The 14,072-nt window shown below is 38.7% G+C and carries 10 protein-coding genes; 8 read left to right on the forward strand and 2 right to left on the reverse strand.

All coding sequences use genetic code 11. The features are described from left to right. Positions 1-3: 3 nt before the first annotated feature. A complete protein-coding gene (locus J0A69_RS14400; RefSeq protein ID WP_206587309.1) occupies positions 4-2,628 on the forward strand; it encodes an ABC transporter permease in 2,625 nt (874 codons plus the stop codon). A gap of 82 nt (positions 2,629-2,710) precedes the next feature. Here the strand turns inward: J0A69_RS14400 and J0A69_RS14405 are convergent, their stop codons facing one another. Continuing rightward, complete coding sequence (locus J0A69_RS14405; RefSeq protein ID WP_317194872.1) at positions 2,711-5,065, reverse strand: outer membrane beta-barrel family protein; 2,355 nt, start codon at positions 5,063-5,065, stop codon at positions 2,711-2,713. Positions 5,066-5,236: 171 nt separating this feature from the next. Between J0A69_RS14405 and J0A69_RS14410 the strand changes: the two genes are divergently transcribed. The 4 genes from J0A69_RS14410 (at position 5,237) to J0A69_RS14425 (ending at position 8,388) form a co-directional block, all read left to right on the forward strand. Next, positions 5,237-6,013: a hypothetical protein gene (locus tag J0A69_RS14410; protein ID WP_206587310.1), complete on the forward strand. Its 777-nt coding sequence runs from the start codon at positions 5,237-5,239 to the stop codon at positions 6,011-6,013. Positions 6,014-6,132: 119 nt separating this feature from the next. Beyond that, on the forward strand, positions 6,133-6,411 hold the full coding sequence (locus J0A69_RS14415; RefSeq protein ID WP_206587311.1) for a hypothetical protein: 279 nt from the start codon (positions 6,133-6,135) through the stop codon (positions 6,409-6,411). Positions 6,412-6,547: 136 nt separating this feature from the next. After that, positions 6,548-6,931 carry a hypothetical protein gene (locus J0A69_RS14420; protein ID WP_206587312.1) on the forward strand — a complete coding sequence of 128 codons (384 nt, stop codon included), beginning with the start codon at positions 6,548-6,550 and terminating at the stop codon, positions 6,929-6,931. A 140-nt stretch (positions 6,932-7,071) separates the two neighbouring features. Further along, complete coding sequence (locus tag J0A69_RS14425; RefSeq protein WP_206587313.1) at positions 7,072-8,388, forward strand: DUF4221 family protein; 1,317 nt, start codon at positions 7,072-7,074, stop codon at positions 8,386-8,388. Positions 8,389-8,647: 259 nt separating this feature from the next. On the opposite strand, the gene J0A69_RS14430 is transcribed toward J0A69_RS14425, so the two are convergent. Next, entirely contained in the window at positions 8,648-9,367 is a 720-nt protein-coding gene (locus J0A69_RS14430; protein WP_206587314.1) for a hypothetical protein, read from the reverse strand. 1,130 nt (positions 9,368-10,497) lie between these two features. Between J0A69_RS14430 and J0A69_RS14435 the strand changes: the two genes are divergently transcribed. The 3 genes from J0A69_RS14435 (at position 10,498) to J0A69_RS14445 (ending at position 13,971) form a co-directional block, all read left to right on the forward strand. Next, positions 10,498-12,165: an erythromycin esterase family protein gene (locus tag J0A69_RS14435; RefSeq protein WP_206587315.1), complete on the forward strand. Its 1,668-nt coding sequence runs from the start codon at positions 10,498-10,500 to the stop codon at positions 12,163-12,165. A gap of 83 nt (positions 12,166-12,248) precedes the next feature. Next, the gene (locus tag J0A69_RS14440; protein ID WP_206587316.1) at positions 12,249-12,938 is read left to right on the forward strand and encodes a helix-turn-helix transcriptional regulator; all 690 of its coding nucleotides are present in this window, start codon (positions 12,249-12,251) and stop codon (positions 12,936-12,938) included. A 73-nt stretch (positions 12,939-13,011) separates the two neighbouring features. Further along, on the forward strand, positions 13,012-13,971 hold the full coding sequence (locus tag J0A69_RS14445) for an alpha/beta fold hydrolase (RefSeq protein WP_206587317.1): 960 nt from the start codon (positions 13,012-13,014) through the stop codon (positions 13,969-13,971). Positions 13,972-14,072: the final 101 nt, after the last annotated feature.

Here is a 14,072-nt window from a genome sequence, read left to right on the forward strand (position 1 = left end):
AAAATGAAAAGTTCACAACCATCTCCTCCAAGACTTTTCCTCAGTTTCTTCCGCTGGTTTTGTCATCCAAGGATGCTGGATTACATCGAGGGGGACTTACTGGAAGTCTATGACAGGAACCTTAAAATTCTAGGAAAACGCAAGGCTGATTGGAGATTTATCAAGGATGTTCTATTGCTTTTCCGACCTGGAATTATCCGCCCTAGAAAACCATATGAAAGTTTAAATACTTACGGCATGTATAAAAGTTATTTTAAAATAGGTTGGAGAACGCTTCTCCGAAACAAGGAATATTCATTGATCAATACAGCAGGGCTAGCACTCAGCATAACCTGTTGCTTTCTAATTTTCGCATTGGTGAGCTACCATGGCAATTTTGATAATTTCCATCCGAATGGAGAGAGAATTTACCGAATTGTCACCGAACAGCATCGAGAAACAATATCCTATACCAACAGTGTGCCTTCACCATTAGGAAATGTTTTTAGAGAAGAGCACACCTTTGGAGAAAAAGTTGCCAGAATGTACCACGAAACTGATGTGCTGATTTCGGTGGAGAAAAATGGGGAGAAAAATCTTTACAAAGAGCCAAAAGGTTTTGCATTTACGGAGTCATCCTTTTTCGATATTTTTAATTTCCCTTTAGTAAAAGGAAACAAAGAAACAGCCCTTACCGAGCCAAATACCGCTATCATCACTGAGAGTTTGGCAAAAAAGTATTTTGGTGACGAAGACCCCATCGGGCAAGAGATTTCTTATAACAATACCATTCCCTTTAAAATCACCGGAGTCTTGAAAGACTTACCGATCAATACAGATATCAAACCTGAAATATTCGTTTCCTATTCCACTTTCAAAGATTTTAACCCATGGATGGCCAGTGATAATGCTTGGGGAGGAATTACGGGTGGTATGTATTGCTTTACATTGCTTCGGCCTGGTGTCAATCCAATAGAAGTAGAAGAAGCATTGGCTCCCTATGTCAAGAAATACAGACCGGAAAGCAAAAATGTACATCACTATAAATTGCAGCCATTAGAAGAAATTCACTTTGATGAACGATACGGAGGAGAAATTTCCAAAGCTGACATTTGGACGCTTTCTGCGATTGGTTTCTTTCTTTTGATTACAGCTTGTGTCAATTTCATCAATTTGGCAACAGCTCAAGCACTAAAACGATCCAAAGAGGTAGGAGTGAGGAAGGTTTTGGGAAGCTATAGATCCCAGCTTTTCTGGCAGTTTATATTTGAAACCGGAATCATCACTTGTATCAGTGTGGCCATAGCATTTTTGGCAGCTTACCTCTTAGTTCCCTTGGTCAATTCATTCTATCAAACCCAAATCCCTGTGAATTTGTGGCTGGACAAAAATGTGCTACTCTTTGGTTTTGGTTTAACAGTAATCATTACGCTTCTAGCAGGATTTTATCCAGCCATGATATTGACAGGATTCAAGCCTGTAATGGCTCTTAAAGGTAAAATTACTCAACTGCAATTGGGAGGTTTTAATACCCGACGCTCATTGATCATAACCCAGTTTGCCATCTCCCAGGTCTTGATTATTGGAATGATCGTAGTCATGCAGCAGATGCGATTTGCAAGGCAGGCGGATCTAGGTTTTCAAAAGGAGTCAATCGTCATGGTTTACCTGGGCGGTGATTCCCTCAATCAGCAAAAAACTCTAAAAACTGAATTGATGCGACTTCCTGGAGTAGAAACTATCTCCATGTGCTATACTGCTCCTGCATCTTCAAGTAATTGGGGTAATTCTATTCGCTTTGAAAATGATGCAGAAGAGGTGAATTTCCGAACTAATATGAAATTGGCTGACGCGGATTATCTAGAGACATTTGATCTGGAATTGATTGCTGGAAGAAATATTTTTCCATCGGATACAGTCAGGGAAATGGTAGTCAATGAAGCCTTATTACAAAAACTAGGCTTTTTAGACTATGAAGATGCTTTGGGGAAAATGGTTTATGCTAATGGTGGAAATATGACTGGTCCTATTGTAGGAGTAGTGAAAAACTTCCACGATCAATCCTTCCATAATGAAATTTCTGCAGCATTAATTACTTCCGCGAGCCATATGTATTCCAGTTATGCGATCAAACTAAACGGAACAGCTGCTTTAGCCACAATCAAGGATATTGAGCAAATGTGGAATGAGCATAATCCGGATCAATTGTTCGAATACTTCTTTTTGGATGAGGAGATCGCTGGTTTTTACGAGGCAGAAGACCGCATGCTAAAAGGAATCCAAGTGTTTTCTTTCCTGGCAATTTTTATCGGATGCTTGGGACTTTACGGATTGGTTTCTTTTATGGTCAATCAAAAAACAAAGGAAATAGGCATCAGAAAAGTATTGGGAGGAGGGACTTCTCAGATCATCTGGATATTTGGAAAGGAATTCATGCGTTTGGTAGGGATTGCATTCCTGATTGCCGCACCAATCGGTTGGTATATTATGCGAAATTGGCTTCAGGATTTTGAATATAAGATCAATCTAGACCCATCGATCTTTATAATCACTATAGGAAGTTCATTGATTATCGTGGCGGTCTCGGTAGGTTATCAGGTTTTGAAAGCAGCTTACTTGAATCCAGTTATCAGTTTGAAATCTGAATGATTCTTTTGATCCAGAAACCTATAGAATGGAAATAAATCAACCAGGATTCCTAATGATTAGAACCACAGATATGTGGTTCTAATCAGAAATTATACCTCGCAGAAAGCAACACGATTCTAGTTTCCAGCTTGGAGTAATAATCCTGAATGAAGGTATTGGTAATGGAATTTCCTGCATACCTTCTTGTATCAAAAACATCTCTTACAGCCAAGGTCACACTTCCTTTGTTCTTCAAAAAGGACTTTTGAATGCTGGTATCTACATAATAAACTGATAAACTCTTCCCTTGGGCTTGAATTTCCGGAGATTCATAATTTGCTGCGATCTGGAAATTGATGTCCCAAGGCAACTTAAAGTCCTGATTTAATTTAGCATTCCAAGTGAATCCATCGTTGGTGAATTCCTCGCTGATATTCGAAGCATCAACTTTGATTCTGGTGAAAGTCAAACCTCCATTTAAGGAATACCAGTCTGCGATTTCTGCAGTACCGATGAATTCCACTCCGGCCAACTGGGCAAAGTTCAAATTATCCGGTTGGGAATAGGAGATGCCATCTTCTACAATCGTGATAAAGTCAATTTGATTATTGATTCTTCTGTAGAAGAGATTGGTGGTCAAACTCACTTTTTCAAAATTTGCCAAATGTCCCAATTCGAATGAATTGATCATTTCAGGAATCAGATTGGGATTTCCTCTTCTTACATTTAAGCTATCTGTGATATTAGGAAAGGGATTCAATCTCCAAGCTCTAGGACGGTCAATTCTTCGACTATAAGTCAACTTGATTCCATGTATAGCATTGATGTTATAAAGGCCCTGAAGGCTTGGAAATAGGTTGAAATACTGCTGCTGGTTTTCCTCCTCCGTGTTATACAGATAGGTATCCACTTTAGTGAATTCTCCACGTAATCCAAGTCCATATTCCAACTTCGATTTACTGCCCGAAAAGATCGCATAACCAGCATGAACCTGGTCTTGGTATAGAAATCTATTGCTGACACTTGGATCTTCTACAAAACTCTGGGAAGTCTCATCAAATCGCTGATAAAGAAAATCATTATCAAACTCTCTGATATTTGATTTCAGGCCAGCTTCAAACTTGCCTTTCTCTAGTGGTTGGATATAATCCGCCTGAAACACAGTGATGTTTCTTACTTCGTCAGTGAATGCTCTTTGTCTTCCTGTCAGATTCTCAGCAAGTGGCTCAAGCGTGTTATTGAAGATTTCAATATTCTGGGTTTTGAATTGATTTCTATAGGAATTACTGGCAGTAGCCCGGAATAAATGACCCTTCGTTTTAAAATTATGCTCGAAGATCAAGGCATTATCAAAGCCATCGTCTGATTCTCCTTCATTGTTTCTTCTTACATACTGAAAATCCTCTCCATTGCGATTCTGCTCCGCAAATAGCGTGTTGATGTTCAAGGTCTCGTTTGCTTGAAAAACACCTTCATAACTCAGCGTATTATTTCCGAAATAGTAATCTCCACCAAAATTCAGGTTGTTTCCGATGTCCGAATCAGTACTGAAGGTGTTTTGCTCCAGTTTTTCATTGTCTTCCAAAATTGTTCGGGTAGACTGGCGTTCGCCTACTTGCTTCCAATTTCTATAATTGTATCCCGCGTAAAAGTTGAACTTGAGATTTCTATGATTGATTCTTCCACCTAGGTTGGTTCGGTTTCTCGTGCCATAAGTAGCCTCCAAACCTCCATGGGTTCCTAGCTCAATTCCTTTCTTTAACACAATATCGATTACACCGCCCTCAGCTTCTGCATCATATCGTGCATTGGGATTATTGATAATTTTTATCTCTTCCACAATGGAAGCAGGTAATTGATCGAGATTCTGTGTCAGAGATGAATTTCGGCCATTGATCAGAATATTGGTATTCGAACTCCCTCTTAAAGAAACACCACCATCTTCACTAACAGATACAGAAGGCGTGTTTCGCAGGATATCCAGAAGTGTTCCTCCAGCATTTGCCAGATTGTTTTCCGGAGTAATTATCAAACCTTCAAGCGTGGATCTTACAGGGAGTTTAGAGGTTTCAATGACCACTTCATCCAAGTTTTGGCTTTCGCTTTCAAAGCTCAAATCACCCAGGTCCATACTGCCATTGACTTGAATATCATCTATTACCAAATCCTTATATCCGATGAAAAAAGCTTTCAACAGGTACTTTCCTGAAGCAATCGAAAGCGTAAACTCACCGGATTCGTTGGTATCAGAGAATATGATAGGACTACTGTCTTCCTCAGAGGCAAACAATGCTACTTGTGCAAACCCAACTGGTTCTTGTGTTTTGGAATCCAAGAGTCTTCCGGAAACTTCACTTGTTTGTGCCAAAGCCGTCAATGGAAAAGCCATCAAAACAAGGAAAGTAAAAGTGAGTGCTCTCCAAACTGCACTGAAAGGGAGGGTAGAAATCTTCTTCACAGGGCTGTAAAAATAAAGGTTAACATACTGATTTAGTTGTTATTACTTGATAACTAAGTACTAGTGGAGATGTTTACCTCTTTTTGACCAATGGACTTTATTCCGTAAATATGGTAGCAAGGAAATTCTTGTTCCTTATCTTGATTTCTAATTCATAAATCCAAAATCCCTGTGCGACAGAATCTTTACTATTTGATTTTGCTTTGTTTGTTTCAGTTTGCTTGCAAAGAACCCATCGCAAAAGAGGACTTTGACTTGTATTCCCAGCCTAAAACCATCTTAGCCACTGATGGAGCAGCGGAGTTTTTCTATTGGGAGTTTGAGGACAGTGAAAGTATCTGGGAAGCCAACACGAAAGAACTGGGAGGGATTGTAAGTTTTCAGGATACCTTAAAGCTTTTGCTTGGCCCAGATCGCTATGCTCAAGTAGTCCAGAAAGAAGCAACTCAAAGCTATCATCCAGACAGCCTGTTGAATATCAGTAATGGGGATAAGAAAAATGCCATGCTTACGCATACCGGCACAGTAGGGGAGATCAGACCTATCAATGCCCTGGAAGCTCAGATCTTGAATTATCAGCTGCTTAAATACAATTACATAGGTCACCCTACAGAATTCCATGGCTTTATTGCCTTCCATGCGGAGCAAAAGAAATATCGAGTTTATTTTGCTGCAAGTGATCAGCCTTGGCCACCCAAACCCAATCCATTGATCAAACAATTGGAGGAGGACATAAAAAACGGGTGGAAACTACGCTATCATTTACACAATCACTATGAACCGCCAAGCAATGATTACTTGGGCATTTTGGCACCCAGCATGTCTGATGCGCAATATTTTAAAATGCTTGCGGAGAACTACCAAGTAGAGCAGGCTAAGATCACCAATGGCATCCATACAGTCGTGATAGATGCTGCTGATTTCCCTGCTTTTGAAGCTTATGAATAGCAGAAGAATGCCAAGTTCTCAGTCTTAAGGCAGACCTAAAGAAGCCTAACTATTTTTATGGGCACGATTATTATCGTATTTTAAGGAAACATAAGTTTCACAAACCCAATAAGATAACCATGGATAAATTAGAGAAATTGGACATGATGGATAAAATCCTGCGTGAATTCGAGGATTTGAAGAATAGTCAGACTTCCGTATTGAAGAAGATTTCCAAGATCGAGGCAGACAACATCAATTTGGGAGTTGGGCTTTTAGAGAAAAAGCTCCCCGATATGTGGCAAAATGTAAACAACAACCTGACTTTGGTAACTGAGCTCGAAGAAGAGTTTCAGGAATTCAGGGAACAGTTTTATTCCAAAAACAACCTGAAAGCACTTCAGGAAGAAAGGTCTTAAATTTAATTCCTATAAACGAGGGAGTATTCGCTTAGCTGTGGATACTCCCTTTTTTTATTACTTCCGTATCTAAACTGTTGCTATTGCTTGGATTTCCGCGTTTAGGTAATGACTTTTAATTTCAGCTTTATCCGATATGTCTAAATATTTCTCTCTTTCCATATCAGTGTTTCTAATCCTTTTCAGCAGTTTTTCCTGCTTGGATGAGGATGAAATTTCCTTTTTTATTGAAGGTGATTATTCTGGGACTTTCGAAAGAAACGGTGAGCAGGGTAAAGTAGAAATTACTTTTTCTAATGGGACATTTGAAGGAACAAGTGAAAAGGTCAAATTCCCAGCACTATGTAACGGAACTTATACCTTGACTCCAAAAGAGATTACTTTTCAGAATGAATGCCCTTGGACCGCGGAGTTTGATTGGACTTTGATCCTAAATGGCAAATGGGAATATCAGCAAAATGCCAATGAATTGGTATTAGAGAATGAGTTGGGGGATCGTTACGAACTTTCAAAAAAATAAAGGAGCATCTAGCCTTTGAGTGTGTGTTTTTCTTGAGAATGAACTTTTCCAATTAGGCATTTAAAGAAGATTAACCAAAACTCACCTAAGAATTCCTGTGAAGCTCCGATATTTTACTAATTTAATAGTGTAGTTTTCCTTTGCAGCATCTTTTTGCAGAGGAGATTGCAGTAAGTTTTTATTCCTTTTCTTTTATCGATCTACCTCATTTCGCCATGCTTCCAAAGCTTTCAGATTCCTATTCTTCAAGTCCTCAAAAAGGTTTTTCAATTCCTGATTCTTCATTTCCTAATCAACCAGATACAAAGAGAAAATACTGGCTAATCCTTGTCATTCCGGTTTTGATTTCCCTGCTTTTTTCCTGTAGTGAGTCTAGCAATGTATCGGAAACTGAAGTCGAAGCTTACCAACTAGATACTGTCAAAATTGACTCAAAAGACAGAAACCTAGACATACGAATGAATCTGATGTTTTCAGGAGTTGATCCTAATAGGAAGTTTCTGCTAAATTTCAACCAATTCGATATGTCCATTGATGAAATAGATCTGGAAGCTGAAACCTTTGCCAAATCCTATCCTTTGGAAGCAGAAGGACCCAATGGAGTAGGGCCTATGGTAGTCGGAGTTCAGGTTTTGAATGACAGCCTATTTTTCACCAAATCCTTTGTCATCTCTTCCATTCTCAATAAACAAGGGCAGGTCAAAGAGCGAATCGCTTGGGAGGAAGCCAAGGATGCCGAAGGCAACAACTTGCCGCAATATCCAAGAAGGTATGAATGGGTTTCAGAATCTGATCCTGATAAGATCGCTGCTTTGAGCTATGATATTCAAAACAAAAAAGTCTACCTAGATATTCTGAACAGATCCACTGGTACTGTCAAACGAGTCGATGCAGATCCTGAAAACACTTATAATAAGTACCTTCTACTCTCTGATGATCAGATAAATTTCAGAGATCCTGCCATTAAACTTAGTGGCAATGGAGATCATTTTTTGGTTTCTCATGAGTATTCCAATGAAATCCTGGTTGTAGATCTGAATGGAGATGTGAAGCAATTGGCACAACCTGAATCACAACTTATCCCAGCAAAGGCAGAAGTACCCGGAGAGCCTCTCTATAAAACCAGTGAACAGTCGCGAGATGCATATATGAATCTTGTGGGACAGGTACGTTACGAGCCTGTGGTGTGGGATGGACAGACAGAGCGATACTACCGATTAGCTGCCCAGAAAGTCTTTGAGGAAATAAAAGAGGAGGGTTCAGAAGAAATCCAAACCATCACCAAAACGAAAGTATTTGTTACTGTATTAGATGCCAATTTCAAACTGCTTTCAGTAATCCCTGTAAAGGAATTGTCAAAAGAAGAAGTGAAATACTTCGCAAAGGATGGCAAACTTTGGGTTGCACAGAATCTGGACGATGAACTGAGTTTTATTGTTATTTCTATTCCCAAGTAAAAATGGTGGCAATTGATGAGTTCCAAATCCAAATTATGGTCTTTTTCTAATTCAATAGAAATGTGGCTTTAGCCCATTTTATTAGAAGATTATTAAATAGATCGGGCTTTAGCCAAAATATGAAATGAGTTCGGCTAAAGCCGGGAAAGGTCTATCTGAATTAATTATCCACTTTCTAAAGAGGGTGGCAATTGATGCGGTCCGATTACAAATTTTCAATTTCAAATCATGAATTTCCTATTCTAAATCACAACTGTTTTTAGCCTATAGCAGCGATAGACTTGCTGCGCCCAAATTCTGATTCATATAATTTGAGACTGATGATGGGTTTGGCACTGACTCTTATACTCGTAGTACAACCATTTTTTGCCAATAAATGAATCAGGGTTTTTTCATAATGATCCGTATTTGCACTCCATAAATCCTCTTCCTCTTTATTTATTTCCATAAAATCAAAATTATCAATCAAGCGGAACTTGATCAATCGGTTTACCCATTCAAAATCCTTTGTTTGAATATTGCCCAAAATAACTTTGATACCCATGGATTTAGCCCAAATCGCACCAAACACCAAAGGGTCAGAAAAAAGATTATTCGGGCTATGGTAAAAAGCACTTCTCCTTAATTCTATTGTATCAAAAAAGCTGTTCTTACCCATCGTAAAGTGCTCAATCATTTCAAAAAAACTATAGTAGCAAGAGGACTTTTTCCCTGGGTTTTCAAAATCAGCCTCAAAAGTCAGGATAAGATCAAACTGCTTTCCCAGAAAAGGGATTAACCAGTCATACCAAGCTTTACCTTCAGCATCATGGAAATTTTTGCAGTTGATTCCGACTCGGATTCGACGGATTTCCTGGGATTTCAAACTGGCTGCTTTTTCGATGACTTTGTCTTTTTGATGGATAGGAAGCCATAGGACTCCTTCGGAAGGAGAATTTCTCTTGAGAGAATCGGTAGAATTTATAGAACGACTAATCATAATGGGAAGAATTTGGATCAATGAACTAGAAAGCCCTTATACAAATGAGCAGCCATGATTCTTTTCCTGCTTATCTAGTTGAAAAAGAGTCAATTAAACTTTGTTGAATAAAATCAGGATCCGAAAAAATGTAACAATCGCCCCAAAATGAGTAATTATAACCTAATCGCTTAATAGTTTAAAATGCGGAAAGCAATTTATAATATCAATGAGTTCGGCTAAAGCCTGGAAAGGTCTATCGGATTTAAGTATCCACCATCTAAAGATGGTGGCAATTGATTAGTTCCAAATCCAAATTGTGTTCTTTTTCTAATTCAATTGAAATGTGGCTTTAGCCCATTTTTTTAGAAGATCATTATTTAGATCAGGCTTTAGCCTAAATATGAAATGAGTTCGGCTGATTTCGGGAATGCTTTATTAGATTTACGTATCCACTATCTAAAAATGGCGGCAATTGATGCTGTCTGATTTCCAATTTCTATATATCAAATCATGAATAGGAATGGCGCTTTAGCCCATTCCGATAGATAGATCATCAAATAGATCAGGCTTTAGCCAAAATATGAATTGAGTTTGGCTGATGTCGGGGATGCTTTATTGGATTTAAGTATCCACTATCTAAAAACGGCGGCAATTGATGCAGTCTGATTTCCAAATTCTATATATCAAATCTTGAATAGGAATGACGCTTTAGCCCATTCCGATAGATAGATAGATTATTAAATAGATCAGGCTTTAGCCAAAATATGGAATGAGTTCGGCTGATGTCGGAAAGGCTTTATTGGTTTAAAGTATCCACTATCTAAAAACGGCGGCAATTGATGCAGTCTGATTTCCAATTTTTCTATAACAAATCTTGAATAGGAATGGCGCTTTAGCCCATTCCTATAAATAGATTATTATTTAGATCAGGCTTTGGACCAAGGAGGCTATTTAGTTAAATGATTTTAAATGGGATTGTAGGTGTTATCGAATTCTCTAGTTTAGAGACGATTCCCGATTTTTATCATTCTTTTTAAAAGCATATGCGAGTTCCAAAATTCCGCCTTCTTCTCTTTTTATTTGGGGCTCTCCCAATCCTATGCTTTTCCCAAAACAAGTTCAATCTAAACTTTGATGAGTTGGACTCAATGAATCAGACCATGCCTAAAGGGTGGTATAAATATGGTGGTTTCGAGATCATAAAAGGGGAGAAAGATAGCATGGGGAATAATGTTGGGAAAGTTGTCTCGGATGATAATGGGAAGTTCGGGTTCATTATGAATAGGTTTCCAGCCAATTATAATGGCGATACCATTGAATTGTCAGGTAGGGTGAAATATGAAAAAGTAAAAGACTATGTTGGTTTGATTATGTGGATTGATGGCGAAAAAAGAGGCCATCATTTAGTTTTTGAAAGTATGCAAAACCGTCATATTAGAGGAAGTAGTGATTGGACGGAATATTCAATAAAAGTACCCTATCCACCCAATTCAAAATATATCTATATAGGTGGGATTTTGGGTAAGGGAGGAACGGCTTGGTTTGATGATTTTAGAGTAACAATTGATGGCAAAGACATTCAGACATTAGAAGAGACCAAAAGACTAACTTTAAAAGACTTTACACCCGAAGCACTGACTTCAGCATTATCAAAATCCTCTGTCCCCATGGACCTCAGCAACCAGGATACCTGGAACAAAAGTTTGGATCAATTGATAGATGAAGTAGGAGACAAAAAGATTGTGGCAATTGGAGAAAGTACCCATGGCACCTCTGAGTTTTACCAAGTCCGGGAAATGATCACAAAAAGATTGGTCGAAGAGAAAGGCTTCAACTTGGTGGTTTTGGAAAGCCCATACGATGATATAGAATTATTAAATCAGAGTTTGGATAGCAAGCCATTAGATAGTTTGATGCGAAAGCACCTATTTTCTATTTATCAGACTGAGGAGATGAGATCCTTCCTTCAATGGTATAAGGAAAAACGATCTGATTATTCTGTGGAATTTAAGGGAAACGATGATTCATATTGGGCATTTATTGATTTATTAAAAAGCCAGATTTATCCAATCAATGACCCACAATTAAATCAGCTTTTGGATAGGCTCGATGAGTCAATTGAAAACAGGTTATCTGATAACCTTAAGAACAGAATCAAGGAAGGAAAAAAAGTTTACGATAATATTCTGGCTATTGAAAATCATTTGAAATCAACAGGAAAACTGACTGGTGTTTTGGAAGAAATGATACTCAATGGAAAAACCTCCTATATCAATTATGTTTTACTTGATAATGAGCAACCAATACGGACCAGGGATGAGGTAATGGCAGAGAGAATTTCCTATTTAGCCAAACAAAGTGATCGTAAAATCATCGTTTGGGCTCACAATGCACATATCTCAAATGAAGTAATAGTAGATGCGGAAATCGGATTGATGGGCTATTATCTGGATAAAGAATTTAAGGATGATTACTATGCTGTGGGACTCATGACACTCAATGGAACTTATTCCTACATGGACGAGAAGTTCATAAATGGTGACCACAACTACAATGAAGAACTCAAAGCTGAAACTTTGCAATCAAGTGAAGAGGAACTCTGGGAAACTAAGCTTGCCAAACTGGGAAAAGCAGCTATTATCAATACTGAAATGCTTAGCAAGGAGCTGAATTCCGATGCAGTCATTGGACCAACCAAGTTAATCGGCTATGGAAAAGAAGACAGTATGGATATTTATTACATACCTCTTACAAAGCATTACGATTGTCTGATTTTTATAGAGAATACCAATGCCACTAGGCCTATTTTTAATTAGATTTTGGATATTTACCTAAGCCGCATTCTTTTATCAAAAGCTAATTGCGAACAGATCCAAAGAAATCTGCTTTTACCAATTCAATGGAATATTCAGAAACAACCAGACTTTCCCGCCTAACCGCAATTTTAACCCAATTACAGACCAAACGATTGATCACTGCCAAAGATCTGGCGGATAAGTTTGAAGTAAGCAAACGGACCATTTACAGGGATATTAAGGCATTGGAGCAATCCGGAGTTCCTGTCATCACAGAGGAAGGGAAGGGTTATACTCTGATGGAAGGGTATAGGATTCCTCCTGTTATGTTCACCGAAAAACAAGCCAATGCACTGATTTTAGCTGAGCAACTGGTTCTGAAAAACAAAGACGCCTCCTTTGTCAAAGATTATTCCGAGGCTATTGATAAAATCAAATCCATTCTTAGATACACGGTCCAAGACAAAGCCAATTTACTGGCTGAAAGAACTCGATACGATGAAGCAATCCACCAAGAAAGGAACAGCAACAATCTGTCTGACTTACAATTTGCCCTAACCAATTACATACTGGTTAGCATTCAATACCTCAACAAGGAAGGCTCCTTCTCAGAGAGAATCATTGAACCCTTTGCACTTTTGAGTGCCGAAAACTGGTATTTGATAGCTTACTGCCGATTACGAAAAGAATTTCGATTTTTCCGCTTGGACAGAATTCAAAAAATCGAGCTTAAAGCTGAAAACTTTGAACCCCATAAAATGACTTTGCAGGAATATTTTGACAAATTCCAATAAGCCTTCCTGACCCTTGACAATAGGCTGTCACAGCCATCCTTTACGTTTGCGTCATACTCTTAATTTTAAAAAAATGACGAACGTAATTCATTCAGGATTCAATCCAGTTGATTTTCCAAACCCTACCATGATTTCAGTAAATGGGATAAACCTTGAAGTATTTGAAGCAGGTTCAGAGAATGCCGGAAATCCGATAATCCTCTGTCATGGTTTTCCGGAACATGCTTTTTCATGGCGCTTCCAAATTCCTGCGCTGGTCCAAGCGGGATACCATGTTATCGTTCCCAATCAGCGAGGCTATGGCAATTCTTCCAGCCCATCTGATGTAACCAAATATGATATTCAGCACCTGACGGGCGACTTGGTAGCGCTGCTCGATCATTATGGATATCAAGAAGCAATCTTTATAGGCCATGATTGGGGAGCTAATGTGGTTTGGAATCTTGCCCTATTACATCCAAAACGGGTCTCTAAGGTCATCAATCTGGCTTTGCCTTACCAAGATCGGGGAAATAGACCCTGGATCGAGATGATGGAGGAATTTTTTGGTCCCGATTTCTATTTTGTTCATTTCAACAAGCAACCTGGGGTAGCGGATGCTATCTTGGAAGATAACACAAGCCAATTTCTGCGAAATATCTTCCGCAAAAACGTACCGCCTACACCTCCTGAGCCAGGAATGATCATGATTAACTTGGCTAAAGCAGATAAACCCATGGGGGAAGCTTTGATGAGCGAGGAAGAACTGGCTGTTTACAGCACTGCTTTCGAATCATCAGGTTTTACAGGAAGTATCAACTGGTATAGAAACCTGGATCGAAACTGGCATTTGATGGCTGAGGTAAAGCCAAGGATCGAACAACCAACTTTGATGATTTATGGAGATCGGGATATGATTCCAAAATCTCCTAGCTTAAAGGAATTCGCACCCAATTTAGATGTGCTTAGCTTGGATTGTGGGCATTGCATCCAGCAAGAACTTCCAGAAGAAACGAATCAGGCAATTTTAAACTGGCTGGAAAAACAATCCTAAACTGATTAAAAAAAAATAGAGAAAGCTTCTGAATTAAGATTCTTCGATAGGAGCAGTTTGGGTTTTTACTCAAGCTGCTTTTTCATTTATTTATAAAACCC

It is taken from the genome of Algoriphagus pacificus, from assembly GCF_017254845.1.
Classification (GTDB): Bacteria; Bacteroidota; Bacteroidia; order Cytophagales; family Cyclobacteriaceae; genus Algoriphagus; species Algoriphagus pacificus.